The organism is Enterobacter sp. WPR_3_1 (assembly GCF_003635055.1).
In the GTDB taxonomy this organism is placed as follows: Bacteria; Pseudomonadota; Gammaproteobacteria; order Enterobacterales; family Enterobacteriaceae; genus Enterobacter; species Enterobacter ludwigii.
Genome location: NZ_RBXU01000011.1, coordinates 420,726 through 435,280, shown reverse-complemented (window position 1 = coordinate 435,280; position 14,555 = coordinate 420,726). Strand labels below are relative to the sequence as shown.

14 protein-coding genes are annotated in these 14,555 nt (G+C 59.4%); 9 read left to right on the top strand and 5 right to left on the bottom strand.

What is annotated here, in order from left to right; genetic code table 11:
• Positions 1-103 precede the first annotated feature (103 nt).
• Genes entC through entH form a run of 5 tightly spaced genes read left to right on the top strand, consistent with a single transcriptional unit; the run spans position 104 to position 4,933 of the window.
• Positions 104-1,279 (top strand): isochorismate synthase EntC, encoded by a 1,176-nt coding sequence (gene entC, locus BJ887_RS16175; protein ID WP_121340109.1) that lies wholly within the window; start codon positions 104-106, stop codon positions 1,277-1,279.
• A gap of 9 nt (positions 1,280-1,288) precedes the next feature.
• Entirely contained in the window at positions 1,289-2,899 is a 1,611-nt protein-coding gene (entE, locus tag BJ887_RS16170) for a (2,3-dihydroxybenzoyl)adenylate synthase EntE (RefSeq protein WP_121340108.1), read from the top strand.
• A gap of 10 nt (positions 2,900-2,909) precedes the next feature.
• Entirely contained in the window at positions 2,910-3,764 is an 855-nt protein-coding gene (locus tag BJ887_RS16165; protein ID WP_014169072.1) for an isochorismatase, read from the top strand.
• Positions 3,764-4,519: a 2,3-dihydro-2,3-dihydroxybenzoate dehydrogenase EntA gene (entA, locus tag BJ887_RS16160; protein WP_032681442.1), complete on the top strand. Its 756-nt coding sequence runs from the start codon at positions 3,764-3,766 to the stop codon at positions 4,517-4,519. Before BJ887_RS16165 ends, entA begins: the two co-directional genes overlap by 1 nt.
• A complete protein-coding gene (entH, locus tag BJ887_RS16155; RefSeq protein ID WP_014169074.1) occupies positions 4,520-4,933 on the top strand; it encodes a proofreading thioesterase EntH in 414 nt (137 codons plus the stop codon).
• A gap of 47 nt (positions 4,934-4,980) precedes the next feature.
• Here the strand turns inward: entH and BJ887_RS16150 are convergent, their stop codons facing one another.
• From BJ887_RS16150 to BJ887_RS16140, 3 genes are read right to left on the bottom strand one after another with little or no spacing between them, the layout of a single operon-like run.
• Positions 4,981-6,093: a M20 family metallopeptidase gene (locus tag BJ887_RS16150; RefSeq protein WP_113656466.1), complete on the bottom strand. Its 1,113-nt coding sequence runs from the start codon at positions 6,091-6,093 to the stop codon at positions 4,981-4,983.
• 13 nt (positions 6,094-6,106) lie between these two features.
• Positions 6,107-6,571 (bottom strand): YjiG family protein, encoded by a 465-nt coding sequence (locus BJ887_RS16145; protein WP_014169076.1) that lies wholly within the window; start codon positions 6,569-6,571, stop codon positions 6,107-6,109.
• On the bottom strand, positions 6,568-7,290 hold the full coding sequence (locus BJ887_RS16140) for a nucleoside recognition domain-containing protein (RefSeq protein ID WP_020885022.1): 723 nt from the start codon (positions 7,288-7,290) through the stop codon (positions 6,568-6,570). Before BJ887_RS16140 ends, BJ887_RS16145 begins: the two co-directional genes overlap by 4 nt.
• A 281-nt stretch (positions 7,291-7,571) precedes the next feature.
• On the opposite strand from BJ887_RS16140, the gene cstA reads away from it, so the two are divergent.
• Both cstA and BJ887_RS16130 read left to right on the top strand, forming a co-directional pair.
• Positions 7,572-9,677 carry a pyruvate/proton symporter CstA gene (cstA, locus tag BJ887_RS16135; RefSeq protein WP_014169078.1) on the top strand — a complete coding sequence of 702 codons (2,106 nt, stop codon included), beginning with the start codon at positions 7,572-7,574 and terminating at the stop codon, positions 9,675-9,677.
• 58 nt (positions 9,678-9,735) lie between these two features.
• Positions 9,736-9,933 (top strand): YbdD/YjiX family protein, encoded by a 198-nt coding sequence (locus BJ887_RS16130; protein ID WP_014169079.1) that lies wholly within the window; start codon positions 9,736-9,738, stop codon positions 9,931-9,933.
• Between the two features lie 53 nt (positions 9,934-9,986).
• Here the strand turns inward: BJ887_RS16130 and BJ887_RS16125 are convergent, their stop codons facing one another.
• Together BJ887_RS16125 and BJ887_RS16120 are read right to left on the bottom strand one after the other, a co-directional pair.
• Positions 9,987-10,730, bottom strand: a complete 744-nt coding sequence (locus tag BJ887_RS16125) for an SDR family NAD(P)-dependent oxidoreductase (RefSeq protein ID WP_014169080.1) — start codon at positions 10,728-10,730, stop codon at positions 9,987-9,989.
• Between the two features lie 57 nt (positions 10,731-10,787).
• Positions 10,788-11,876: an oxidoreductase gene (locus tag BJ887_RS16120; RefSeq protein ID WP_121340107.1), complete on the bottom strand. Its 1,089-nt coding sequence runs from the start codon at positions 11,874-11,876 to the stop codon at positions 10,788-10,790.
• A gap of 160 nt (positions 11,877-12,036) precedes the next feature.
• Here BJ887_RS16120 and BJ887_RS16115 point away from each other — a divergent pair, with 160 nt between their 5' ends.
• Together BJ887_RS16115 and BJ887_RS16110 are read left to right on the top strand one after the other, a co-directional pair.
• A complete protein-coding gene (locus tag BJ887_RS16115; RefSeq protein ID WP_121340106.1) occupies positions 12,037-13,539 on the top strand; it encodes a sugar ABC transporter ATP-binding protein in 1,503 nt (500 codons plus the stop codon).
• On the top strand, positions 13,536-14,531 hold the full coding sequence (locus tag BJ887_RS16110) for an ABC transporter permease (protein ID WP_121340105.1): 996 nt from the start codon (positions 13,536-13,538) through the stop codon (positions 14,529-14,531). The genes BJ887_RS16115 and BJ887_RS16110 overlap by 4 nt, the downstream gene beginning before the upstream one ends.
• Positions 14,532-14,555: the final 24 nt, after the last annotated feature.

Here is a 14,555-nt window from a genome sequence, read left to right as displayed (position 1 = left end):
TGTTTGCTCTGCGGTTGACACCGAGGCGATGTGAGATTAGGTTAGCGAGCGTAAATATAAATGATAATCATTATTACTGCCTTTATCATTTTAGGAGGATGAAATGGATACGTCCCTGGCTGAGGAAGTTCAGCACACCGCCAGCACGCTGCAATCAGACAGCTTTTTCTTTATGTCGCCTTACCGCAGTTTTACCACGTCCGGCTGTTTTTCCCGCTTCTCTGAATCCGCCGTCGGGGGTGACGATCCGGCAGGACAGTTTCAGCAGAAATTAGCCCAGGCTTTCCGCAACGCAAAAGCCAGCGGCATTGCCCATCCTGTGATGGTGGGTGCCATTCCGTTTGATACCCGCAAGCCGTCGTCGCTGTTTATTCCGCAACGCTGGCAGACCTTTTCTCGCCCGGCGCGTCAGCAGTCCGCCCGCTATGTTGCTGGCTCACAGGTGCTGAAGGTGGAAAAACGCGCCGAGATCCCGCCGCAGCCGGTATTTGAAGAGATGGTCGCCCGCGTGGCTGCCCTCACCGCCACGCCGCAGGTGAATAAAGTGGTGCTGTCGCGCCTGATTGATATCGTCACCGACAAACCGATTGATAGCGGTGCGCTCATGGAGCGGCTAATAGCCCAGAACCCGGCCAGCTACAACTTCCACGTACCGCTGGAAGACGGTGGCGTGCTGCTCGGCGCAAGCCCGGAACTGCTGCTGCGTAAAGAAGGGGCGCATTTTAGCTCTCTGCCGCTGGCAGGCTCCGCGCGTCGTCAGCCGGATGACGTGCTGGATCGTGAGGCGGGCAACAAGCTGCTGGCGTCCGAAAAAGATCGTCACGAGCATGACCTGGTGACCCAGGCGATGAAAGCCATTCTCAAACCGCGCAGCCATCACCTCAGCATGCCGTCCTCCCCACAGTTGATCACCACCCCCACGCTCTGGCATCTGGCCACGCCGGTGGAAGGTGAGGCGCGTGAAAACGAAAACGCGCTGACGCTGGCCTGCCTGCTGCACCCGACGCCAGCCCTGAGCGGTTTCCCGCATCAGGCTGCTAAGGCGTTGATCGCCGGGCTGGAGCCGTTCGATCGCGAGCTGTTCGGCGGCATCGTCGGCTGGTGTGACAGTGAAGGCAATGGCGAATGGGTGGTCACCATCCGCTGCGCACGTCTGCAGCAGAATACCGTTCGTCTGTTTGCCGGCGCGGGCATTGTCCCGGCCTCTTCACCCGTGGGCGAGTGGCGTGAAACCGGCGTAAAACTCTCCACCATGCTCAATGTTTTCGGTTTGCATTAAGGAACACTCATGACCCTTCCCTTTACCCGTTGGCCCGAGGATTTTGCCCGGCGCTACCGTGAAAAAGGCTACTGGCAGGATCTGCCGCTGACCCACATCCTGACGGATCAGGAGAATAACGATGCGGTGGCGATCGTCGACGGTGACCGTCGCATAACGTACCGCGAGTTTAACCAGGCCGTGAATAACCTGGCATCGCGGCTGCAGGCGTTGGGGCTTCATCGCGGTGAAACGGCGCTGGTGCAGCTTGGCAACGTGTGCGAGTTTTACATGACCTTTTTCGCCCTGCTGCAGGTGGGCGTGGCGCCGGTCAATGCGCTCTTTAGCCATCAGCGCTCGGAGCTGAACGCCTACGCCGCGCAGATCAAACCTGCGCTGCTGATAGCCGATCGCGAGCACGCCCTGTTTGCAGGGGATGACTTCCTCAATACTTTTGTCGATGAGCACCGTTCGGTACGCGTCGTGCTGCTGCGCGGCGACAAAGGTGAACATGCGCTGGACGCGGCGATTGCGCATCCGGCAGAAAATTTCATTCCGAACCCGACTCCTGCCGACGAAGTGGCGTTCTTCCAGCTCTCGGGCGGGAGCACCGGCACGCCGAAGCTGATCCCGCGTACGCATAACGACTATGACTACAGCATCCGTCGCAGCAATGCGATCTGCGGGATTACCGCGGACACGCGTTATCTGAATGCGCTGCCAGCGGCCCATAACTACGCCATGAGCTCGCCCGGCTCGTTAGGCGTCTTTACGGCGGGGGGCTGCGTGGTGCTGGCAAACGATCCGAGCGCCACAATCTGCTTCCCGCTGATAGAAAAACATCAGATCACGGTTACCTCGCTGGTGCCCCCGGCGGTCAGCCTGTGGCTGCAGGCGATTGCCGACGGTGCAGGGAATGCTCCGCTCTCATCGCTGACGCTGCTGCAGGTCGGTGGGGCGCGCCTGTCCGCGTCGCTCGCGGCGCGTATTCCGGCAGAAATTGGCTGCCAGCTGCAGCAGGTGTTTGGTATGGCGGAAGGGCTGGTGAACTACACCGCGCTCGATGATACGCCGGAACGCATTATCAATACGCAGGGGCGCCCGATGTGCCCGGATGACGAAGTGTGGGTGGCGGACGAGCACGGTAATCCGCTCCCGCGCGGTGAAGTCGGGCGTCTGATGACCCGCGGGCCGTATACCTTCCGCGGCTATTTCAACAGTCCGGAGCACAACGCCAGCGCCTTTGATGCGGACGGCTTTTACTGCTCCGGGGATCTGATCGCCATTGACGAACAGGGCTACATCATCGTTCAGGGACGGGAGAAAGATCAGATCAACCGCGGCGGCGAAAAGATTGCCGCAGAAGAGATTGAAAACCTGCTGCTGCGCCACGACGCGGTGATCCACGCGGCCCTGGTGAGCATGGAGGACAGCCTGCTGGGTGAAAAGAGCTGCGCGTATCTGGTGGTGAAAGAGCCACTGCGTGCGGTGGAGGTGCGCCGCTTCCTGCGTGAGCAGGGCGTTGCAGAATTTAAACTGCCGGACCGCGTGGAGAGCGTTGATGCGCTTCCGTTAACGCCCGTCGGCAAAGTCGATAAGAAACAGTTGCGCCTGTGGCTAGCTGAACGCGCCCGGGGCTAAGGAACAGAGTATGGCCATTCCACAATTAACCGCTTATGCGCTGCCGACGGCCGCAGACCTGCCAGACAACAAAGTGAACTGGGCGTTTGAGCCAGAACGTGCCGCGCTGTTGATCCATGATATGCAGGAGTATTTCCTGAACTTCTGGGGCGAAAACAGCCCGATGATGGCCCAGGTGGTCGCGAATATCGCCAGACTTCGCGATTACTGCAAGCAACACAATATTCCGGTTTACTACACCGCGCAGCCGAAAGCGCAAAGCGATGAAGACCGCGCCCTGCTGAACGATATGTGGGGACCGGGGCTGACCCGCTCACCAGAGCAGCAGCGCATTGTATCTCAGCTGACGCCGGATGAAGCCGATACGGTACTGGTGAAGTGGCGCTACAGCGCGTTCCACCGCTCGCCGCTGGAGTTGATGCTGAAAGAGACGGGGCGCAACCAGCTGCTGATCACCGGGGTTTACGCCCATATTGGCTGCATGACGACCGCTACAGACGCCTTTATGCGGGATATCAAACCGTTCTTTATCGCCGATGCGCTGGCCGATTTTACCCGCGATGAGCACCTGATGTCCCTGAACTACGTCGCAGGGCGCGCCGGCCGGGTGGTCATGACGGACGACCTGCTGCCGTCTATTCCGGCCACGAAAGCGGCGCTGCGTGACATCATCCTGCCGCTGCTGGATGAATCAGATGAGCCGATGGATGACGAAAACCTGATCGACTACGGTCTGGACTCGGTGCGCATGATGGCGCTGGCCGCCCGCTGGCGCAAAGTGCACGGCGATATCGACTTTGTGATGCTGGCGAAAAATCCCACCCTCGACGCCTGGTGGGCGCTGCTCTCCCGCGAGGTGAAGTGATGGCGGGGTTCGATTTTACCGGCAAAACCGTCTGGGTAACGGGCGCGGGTAAGGGCATCGGTTACGCGACGGCGCGGGCGTTTGTTGAAGCGGGCGCGCAGGTCACCGGATTCGACCTGGCCTTCCCGGAGGAAGCGTATCCCTTTGCCACCGAAACGCTGGACATCGCGGATGCCGCACAGGTCCGCGAGGTGTGCGGGCGCGCGCTGGCAAGGCTTGAGCGTCTGGACGTGCTGGTGAACGCGGCGGGAATTCTGCGTATGGGCGCGACCGACCAGATTGCGCAGGAGGACTGGCAGCAGACCTTCGCGGTTAATGTCGGCGGGGCATTTAACCTGTTCCAGCAGACGATGGGCCAGTTCCGTCGCCAGCAAAGCGGGGCGATTGTCACCGTGGCGTCTGACGCGGCCCACACGCCGCGTATCGGCATGAGCGCCTACGGTGCGTCGAAAGCGGCGCTAAAAAGCCTGGCGCTGACCGTCGGGCTTGAGCTGGCGGGCAGTGGCGTGCGCTGTAATCTGGTGTCGCCCGGGTCAACGGATACCGATATGCAGCGCACCCTGTGGAAAAGCGACGATGCTGAGCAGCAGCGTATTCGCGGCTTTGGCGAGCAGTTCAAGCTCGGTATTCCGCTGGGCAAAATCGCCCGTCCGCAGGAGATTGCCAGCACGGTGCTGTTCCTCGCCTCCGATGCTGCCAGCCATATCACGTTGCAGGATATCGTGGTGGACGGCGGCTCCACGCTGGGGGCGTAGATGATCTGGAAACGTCACTTATCGCGTGAAGAAATGAACGCCACCAGTCTGAACTCCATGGTGGCGCATCTGGGCATCGTCTATACCCGCATCGGTGACGATACGCTTGAGGCCGAAATGCCCGTGGATGCGCGTACCCATCAACCGTTCGGTCTGCTGCACGGCGGGGCGTCGGCGGCGCTGGCGGAAACGCTGGGGTCGATGGCCGGGTTTCTGATGACCCGCGACGGACAAAGCGTGGTGGGAACGGAACTGAACGCAACGCACCATCGCGCGGTATCGCATGGGAAGGTGCGCGGAGTGTGTCAGCCGTTGCATCTTGGGCGAACCAGCCAGAGCTGGGAGATTGTGGTGTTCGACGAGCAGGGACGGCGGTGCTGTACCTGCCGGTTGAGTACCCAAATTTTGGGCTAGCGTTGCACGGTCAACATCCCTCTCCCCGTTGGGGAGAGGGATAAGGCTTACAGCATCGAAATCACCCGCTTCAACAAGCGTATTCTCGGCGCAATCGACGCTTTATCCAGCCACTCCGCCGGGCTGTGGAACCCGGCACCGATTGGCCCCAGCCCGTCCAGGGTCGGAATGCCCAGCGCGGCGGTGTGGTTGGCATCACTGCCACCACCGACCGCCTGCCAGGTAATGGCTATTCCTTCCGCCTGACCTGCCGCTTCAACCTGCTGCATCAGCGCCTGCGTGGCTTTACTCGCTGCCATCGCCGGTTTGTGGTTCACGCGCGTCAGCGAGGTCGTGACGCCCTCTAAAAAGCCTTTTTCACACAATGCCTCCAGCGCCTGCTTCACCCGGCTGTACTCATCGTTTTCCCAGAAACGCACGTCCAGCTCGGCAACGGCTTTATCGGCCACCACGTTTGCCGCGCTGCCGCCGTGGATCACGCCGACGTTGAGCGTGGTGCCACGTTCCTGGTCGGTCAGGGCATTAATGGCAATAATGCTGTTTGCCAGGGCGGTTATCGCCGAGCGGCCTTTCTCCGGTTCGTTACCCGCGTGTGCCGCCACGCCGCTGAACGTCAGGTGATAGCCTGCCATCCCTTTGCGAGCCTTCACCAGCGAACCGTCGGCGCGCGCGGCTTCGCATACCAGCACGCAGCGGGCGCGTTTTGCCAGTTCGCCAATCCATTCGTGTGAATAGACGGAGCCGGTCTCCTCGTCGGGATTCATGGCGATCGCAATGGCCAGACGATCGTGGTCGGCTGCGTCCAGCTCACGCATCGCCCACAAGATATTCAGCAGGCCGCTCTTCATATCCGATACGCCAGGGCCATAAAGACGGGTGGCGTCCTCGCTCAGCGGACGCTCGGCGACGGTGCCGGGGGCAAATACCGTATCAAGATGGCCGACCAGCAGAACGTCGAACTGTGCCGCCTGTGGCTTATTACTGACGAATACGCCCGGGCCGACCTTGTCGCCCAGATTGACCCGTTCGGTGTGCCAGCCTTCGCGCTGCCAGAGCGTTTCAATAATGCCAGCCACGGTTTCGACGCCTGCGACAGTACGGGTGCCGCAGTCCACGTTCACCAGGGTTTTCAGCTCTTCAATATAATGGTCAAGGTTCATAATAACGTCCTGTTCAGAGAATAATGCGCATCAACAGCATGGCTAAGAAGGCGTTGATGACCGAAATGGCAATCATCAGCGGAATACGTTTGGCACGGGTGCCGATCACACCCAGAATGCGGCCGAGATACTGCACCTGTGAGCCCATCAGATAGATAGCAGGTGCCAGAATCGCCAGGTGCTCGCCGGTAATAATCCCTTTATCAAACAGGCCGATCGCCACGCCGATACCGCCGCCCATCGACATCCAGCCGCCAATCAGCACGGCAGCCGCTTCACCCGGCAGGCCAAACAGGCCCATCAGCGGGGAGAAGATCATCCCCAGCCCTTTCAGTGCCCCGGTAATTTCCAGCGCCTTAATGATGATAAAAGCCATGACCACGTTGGGCAGGGTGCTGCCGGTGGCAATACTCCAGCCCTTGCGTGCGCCTTCGACAAACACATCGGTAATCACGGGATGAGATTGTGGGGCACTCATACGGTCTCTCCTTGTGTCGGTTGTTGCTCAGGGGCATCTTTGCCGATGACGGTCAGGATCAGGCGCAGCAGATTCGCGCCGACAATCTTCATGATGAACATCACGGCGATGCAGGCACCAATGGAGGTCGGCACCGCGGCCGTCCCGTCAACGGCGACCAGGGTAAAGAGGATGGCACCAGAGGAGAAAAAGTTGGTGATCATCGCCCCGGCGGAGAACTGGAACATGGCGAAAACGTCTTTCTCTTTTTCGCTAATCTGCCCTTCATCGGACAGGTTGCGGGTGAGGGATGCACCCACATCGGTGCTCTGCAGGCTGCCAATCAGCGCCAGCCCGGTGGTGCCCGGAATACCCAGCAGCGGGCGCAGCAGCGGCGTTAACAGCTTACGTGCTGCACGCAGCGCACCATAGTGCTCCAGCACGTTGATCATCCCGAGGGCAAACATCACGGCCGGAATTAAACCGAGCGCAAAGAGAAACCCGTCCATTGCGCCACTGCCGCCGGTACCGCGAAAGGCGCTGGTGGCGGTGGTCAGGGTGCCGTCTTCAAGACTGGCCTTGCTGACCACCTTGCCAAACGCACCGTTGAGGGTGGTGAAATCAAACACGCCGTACCACTCTTTTCCGCCCAGCAGGCCAGAGAAGAAAACGGCTGCGAATGCCAGCGCAACGTACGCGCCGGGCCCGACCTTGAGATCCTGAGGTACTGAACTGTTCATATCCTTTTCCTTGTATGCACGCGATTGCGCAGGGTCATTCTGGCGAGGTTTTGAGCAAAAAAAATGATACAAATCATTTCGTAAGGCGGTGTCAGGACGAAAAAGGCAAAAGTGTGACCCGTGGCGGCAGGGGTGTTTCAGCGGAAGGTGATCGGCTTAACAATGTGGTGTAAATGTCTGGTTTGACCACGCATTATTGCGTTTCAAAGTTGTTAAATTTTGAGCGTTGTTCTAGAAACAAAATGTAACATCTCACTGTTTCACAACAACGGACAACAACTATGAACAACTCAGGGAAATACCTTACGTGGGCAGGGCTCTCCGTTGTGGGAGCATTTGCCCTGGGCTATATCGCCCTCAACCGGGGGGAACAGATCAACGCGCTGTGGATCGTTGTCGCCTCGGTCTGTATTTATCTGATCGCGTACCGTTTTTATGGCCGCTATATCGCGAAGACGGTGTTAGGGGTCGACGGCACGCGCATGACGCCTGCGGTTCGTCATAACGACGGTCTGGACTATGTGCCTACCGACAAGAAAGTGCTGTTCGGTCACCATTTTGCGGCGATTGCCGGCGCGGGCCCGCTGGTGGGGCCAGTCCTGGCGGCGCAGATGGGTTACCTGCCGGGGATGATCTGGATCCTCGCGGGCGTCGTACTGGCCGGTGCGGTGCAGGACTTTATGGTGCTGTTCGTCTCCACCCGCCGCGACGGACGTTCGCTTGGTGAGCTGGTGAAAGAGGAGATGGGAGCCACGGCCGGGGTGATCGCCCTGATCGCGACCTTTATGATCATGGTGATCATCCTCGCGGTGCTGGCGATGATCGTGGTGAAAGCGCTGACCCACAGTCCGTGGGGAACCTATACCGTGGCCTTTACCATTCCGCTGGCGCTGTTTATGGGGATCTACATTCGCTACCTGCGTCCGGGACGCATTGGTGAAGTGTCGGTCATCGGCCTGGTCTTTCTGGTGTTTGCCATTATCTCCGGCGGCTGGGTGGCTGAGAGCCCGACGTGGGCGCCGTTCTTCGATTTCACCGGCGTACAGCTGACGTGGATGCTGGTAGGGTACGGATTTGTGGCGGCGGTGCTGCCGGTGTGGCTGCTGCTGGCCCCGCGCGATTACCTCTCCACCTTCCTGAAAATCGGCACGATTGTGGGGCTGGCAATCGGCATTTTGATTATGCGCCCGACGCTGACCATGCCTGCGCTGACCAAATTTATTGATGGCACCGGCCCGGTCTGGACCGGCAACCTGTTCCCGTTCCTGTTTATCACCATCGCCTGTGGCGCGGTATCTGGCTTCCACGCGCTAATTGCCTCCGGTACCACGCCGAAAATGCTCGCCAATGAGAATCAGGCCTGCCTGATTGGCTACGGCGGCATGCTGATGGAATCGTTCGTGGCGATAATGGCGCTGGTCTCGGCCTGTATTATCGACCCGGGCGTTTACTTCGCGATGAACAGCCCAATGGCGCTGCTGGCACCGGCCGGCACCGTTGACGTGGTGGCGTCTGCCGCGCAGGTGGTAAGCGGCTGGGGCTTTGCCATTACCCCTGACACGTTGACCCATATCGCCAGTGAAGTGGGCGAGCAGTCAATTATTTCCCGTGCGGGGGGCGCGCCAACGCTGGCGGTGGGCATGGCGTATATTCTGCACGGCGCGCTGGGCGGGCTGATGGACGTGTCGTTCTGGTATCACTTCGCCATTCTGTTTGAAGCGCTGTTTATTCTGACGGCGGTGGATGCAGGAACGCGTGCGGCACGCTTTATGCTGCAGGATCTGCTGGGGGTGATTTCACCGAACCTGAAACGTACCGATTCATTACCGGCGAACCTGCTGGCAACGGCGCTGTGCGTACTGGCGTGGGGATATTTCCTCCATCAGGGCGTCGTCGATCCGCTGGGGGGGATTAACACCCTGTGGCCGCTGTTTGGTATTGCCAACCAGATGCTGGCGGGCATGGCGCTGATGCTCTGTGCGGTAGTGTTGTTCAAGATGAAGCGTCAGCGTTATGCGTGGGTGGCGTTACTGCCGACCGCATGGCTGCTGATTTGTACCCTGACGGCAGGCTGGCAGAAAGCCTTCAGCCCGGACAACAAGGTGGGCTTCCTGGCTATCGCCAACAAGTTCCAGGCGATGATCGACAGCGGTAAGATCCCGGCGCAATATACGGAATCACAGCTGTCGCAGCTGGTGTTTAACAACCGTCTGGACGCCGGACTGACCATCTTCTTTATGGTGGTGGTTGTGGTGCTGGCGTTGTATTCTCTGAAGACTGCACTGGCGGCGCTGAAAGAAGACAAGCCGACGGCAAAAGAGACACCGTATGAGCCAATGCCTGAGAACCTGGAAGAGATTGTGACCCAGGCGAAAGGGGCGCATTAATCGCTCAACCTCACCCTCTCCCCGCCGGGGAGAGGGGATCAAAGACGAGACATCCACTATGTTCGACACCCTCTCCAAAGCAGGAAAATACCTGGGCCAGGCCGCCAAAATGATGATCGGCGTTCCGGATTACGACAACTATGTCGAGCATATGCGCGTCAACCACCCTGACCAGACGCCAATGACCTATGAAGCTTTCTTCCGCGACCGCCAGGACGCCCGTTACGGCGGCAAGGGCGGCGCGAAGTGCTGTTAACCCTCTTTCGGTAAACAAAGGCTGATCTGCTTTTGTTTACATTCAACATGCGATCAGGCGTTTAACCCGCCATCGACATCCAGTCCCGTGCCGGATATTTGTCCGGCGGCAGGACTGGCCAGGAAGGTGACCGCGGCGGCGATGTCTTCCGGCTGGCCGTAATGTCCCACCGCAATCATCTGGCGCTGAGATTCAGCCTGTTCTCCATCCTCCGGGTTCATATCGCTGTTTGTCGGGCCAGGATGCACAAGGTTCACGGTAATGCCGCGCGGGCCGAGATCGCGAGCCAGACCCCGGGTAAGGGAGTTGAGTGCAGATTTGGTCATCGAATAGACGGCAATACCGGGCATCGCCACACGGTTTGCCAGACAACTGCCGATGTTGATAATGCGCCCGCCGTCAGACATATGCACCAGCGCTTCCTGAATGGCGATCACCACGCCCCGGATATTGACGTTAATCAGGGCGTCAATATCCGCCAGCGTCATGGACTCCAGCGGACCGCCGCGTGCGATCCCGGCGTTGTTGACCAGAATATCCAGCCCGCCCAGGGAGCGCGCCGCATGGGTAACCGCATCCTGAATGGCCTGTGCGCTGGCGCTGTCGGCCTGAATCGCCTCGCTGTGGCGCCCAAGCGCCTTTATCTCTTCGGTGACCGCCTGGGCTTTGTCGGCGGATTTTTCATACGTAATAACCACATCGGCACCGGCGCGTGCCAGTGAAAGTGCGATGGCACGACCCAACCCACGGCTGGCGCCGGTAACCAGCGCCTTCTTACCTGTTAAATCGATCTGCATGATGACCTCGTTGCGAGAGTGATGAGAATCATCATTAGGTATAGTCGGTCGGAACGATTAACGGCTGAAGGATTCCACTTTCTCAAACGCGGCGCGCAGAACCTCAGGGGTGAGCGCGACCGGCAAATAGTGGATAGATTCCACCGGGCGCAGCGTATGGGCAATGACCTTGTCCAGCTCGTCGCGGTTGTTGATATCCACCTCCAGTTCGCGAAGCGTGGTGGGCAGGGTAAAGCGCTGATAGGCCGCCACCAGCTCGGCCAGCACGTCATCCTGGCCGAGCAGCGCACTTTGCACCAGGATGCCGTAGGCCACTTTGGTACCGTGCAGGTATTTTTCCGTTTGCGGCAAAACGGTTAAACCGTTGTGCACCGCATGCGCGGCCGCCACGCGGGTATAGCGCTCGCCCAGACCGCCCACCATTCCGCCCCCGGCAATAATGGCATCCACAACATCCCTGAACGCCTGCGTCGCTTCGCCACGCTGCTGGTCGGCCAGCGCCTCTTCGCTACGGGAAAGCAGCACGTCACGGATCGCCAGCGCGCCGTTGATCCCCAGGCGTACGGTCAAAGGCAGGTGTTCGGGTTGTGGGGCCAGGACCACCGCTTCATACCACTTCGCCAGTGTATCGCCGATGCCTGCCAGCAGGTACTCCGCTGGGGCTTTGAGGATAATGTGCGGTTCCACCAGCACCAGGAAGTTAGCATCGTCGAACACCTCAAACTGCAGCGCCTGACCGGCATCGTTATACCAGACGGAGAGCGGCGTCCAGGCGGCGCAGGTGGCGGCGATGGTGGGAATAGCCACCACCGGCACGCCGAGACGGCGCGCCACCGCTTTGGCGGTATCAAGCAGTGCGCCACCGCCGACACCAATCACCACGCTGGCGTTATTGCCAGACGCCGTCACCAGATCGGTGACGTCACGTTCACTGCAGTGCCCTTTAAAGCGCAGATGTTTTGCCCCCGGCGCGTGAAAGCTTTCCGGCAGGAAAGGGCGCGCGCCTTCAATGGCGCGTTCGCCATAAATCCACACCGCGCGGGAGAGCTGTTCCGGCGTAAAGAAATCATTCAGGTGCGCAAGGCTTCCCGGATGCGAGAAATAGTTCGCCGGGCCTGGTACGACGCGGATATCGGTGTTGCTCATGTGTTGTCCTTTTTTTAGCAAGCGCTAACCCGATGTTATGTCTGGACATCCAGATGGCTAATAATATTTCGCTTTATCTTATGCCTTTTCCGTCGTTGTCAGTCAACCGGAGCTGTGAAAAATTCGATAAATCACAATATGAAAGAAGGATTTAACGCGGATGGTTTCCAGTCGCCTTGAGATGCGCGGTATCAGCCTGGCCTTTTCCGGCTTTCAGGCGTTGTCGCGCGTGGATTTGACGTTAATGGGCGGCTCCGTGCATGCGCTGACCGGCGCAAACGGCGCGGGGAAATCGACGCTGATGGCGGTGCTGTGCGGCACTTACGATCGCTACGAAGGTGAGATCTGCATTAATAACCAGCCGGTGACGATCCGCGAGCCGCTTGATGCCAAACGGCTGGGTATCCACCTGGTGCAGCAGGAAGTGGACGTCGCGCTGATACCAGGGCTGAGCATTGCCGAAAACATCATGCTCGATCAGCTCGCACAGCCGGGGCATCGCTATCGCTGGCGCGCAATCCGCCAGCAGGCGAAACAGGCGCTGGCGCAGCTGGGTATCGCTCTGGATGTGCGACGCATCGTCGACACCTGCACGCTGGCAGAAAAGCAGCAGATTTTGCTGGCGCGGGCGCTCTCACACCACTGCCGTTTTCTGATTCTGGATGAACCGACCGCGCCGCTGGATAGCCATGAAAGCGAACGGCTTTTCGCCGTAGTGAGACGTATGCAAAAGCAGGGGATTGGCGTGGTGTTTATCTCTCACCGTATTCACGAACTGAACGCTATTTGCGACACCTTAACCGTGCTGCGCGACGGCAAGCTGATTGAATCCGGCCCGATGGCGAACCTCAGCGGTGACGCAATCGTTGAGAAGATGCTTGGCCATGAGCTTAACGATATCTATCCGCCGGCCCGTCCTGCGCACAGTGACGAGACGTTACTGCGCGTGGAAGGGCTGCACGATGACGCGCTGTTGAAAGATATCTCCCTGCACCTGCGAAAAGGCGAAATTCTGGGCATTGCCGGGCTGGCGGGAGCGGGCAAAACGGAACTCTGCAAGGCGCTGTTTGGGGCCAGCAAAAGCCGTGTTGCGCGCGGTGAGCTAAATCATCAGCCCTGGCAGCCGCGCGATCCGGCGGATTCGGTATTGCGCGGTCTGGCGCTGGTACCGGAGGAGCGGCGCAAAGAGGGCATTTTTATTGATGAACCGGTGAGCATGAACCTGGCGGTCACCGCGGATAACAGCTTCTCGCGCTGGAGCCTGTTCGGCCACCGTCAGGCGTGGCGCTGGGCGGAAGAGGTGATTGCCCGCGTCGGCGTGCGTGCGCGTGGGCCGGGGCAGGTGCTGCGTCGTCTGTCGGGGGGCAACCAGCAGAAGATTGCCATCGGCAAGTGGCTGCGCAACGACGCCAGCGTGTTGATTTTCGATGAGCCGACCAAAGGCGTCGATGTCAAAGCGAAAACCGATCTGTTCCAGTTAATTGACGGCCTGGCGCGCGAGGGCAAAGGGGTGATTTACGCCTCCGGTGAGTTCGCTGAACTGGTGGGGCTGTGCGATCGCATTTGCGTGCTGTGGGACGGACGTATCGTGGCGGAAATCGCCGGGGCCGAGGCCCACGAAGAGACACTACTTTATTATTCAACCGGAGGAACGGCGTCGTGAGCAAGGCCCTTTCAGTGACGGCGGCAGCGTCTGGTCGTCAGCAAATTTTTGATTTTCTCTACAAGTGGGGCATGTTGCTGACCGTGGTGGCGCTGGTGGCCATCTTTGGCCTGGCGTCGGACAACTTCCTCGATCCGAACAACATTATCAATATCCTGCGCTCCATTGCCATCGTGACGGTAATTGCTATCGGGGTGTCAATTTCGCTGACCATCGGCGGGTTTGACCTGTCGGTTGGTTCAACGGCATCGCTGGCTAACGCGCTGGTGGTGTCACTGTTCGTCTGGTACGGCTTCGGCACTACCGAATCGATACTGATTACCCTGGCGCTCTGTACCCTGGTTGGCCTGTTTAACGCGTTTCTGATTGTCATCCTGCGGATCCCGGACATGCTTGCCACGCTTGCCAGCCTGTTTGTTATCCAGGGCGTGGCGATGACCTACAGCTACGGCGGGTCAATTACCGAAAACATGGTACTGCCGAGCGGCGACATGGCTGAAGGGGCCATTCCGGCGGCGTTCAGCCTGCTGGGACAGGTGCCGACTATCGTGATCATCATGCTGGTGGTGACGATCCTCGCACAGCTGGGGCTGTCACTGACCACCCATGGACGACGCATGTATGCCATCGGCGGTAATCCGGAGGCGGCACGTCTCTCCGGTATTCGCACCACGCGCTACAAGGTGGCGGCCTACGTGATTGCCTCTCTGCTCGCCGGATTAGGCGGCATTTTACTGGCCTCGCGGATTGGCTCGTCACAGGTGAATGCGGGCGGCGGCTATCTGATGGATGCGGTTGCGGCGGCGTGGATTGGCTTCTCGCTCGCGGGGTCCGGAAAACCGAACGCGCTGGGTACGCTCGTCGGGGCAGTCATTCTTGGCGTGCTGTCGAACGGTCTGGTGATGCTTTCCGTACCCTATTACGCGATGGACATTATAAAAGGGCTGGTGCTCGCCGTGGCGCTGGCGATTACCTACATACAAAAACGCTAACGATTGATCACAACACAACGGGAA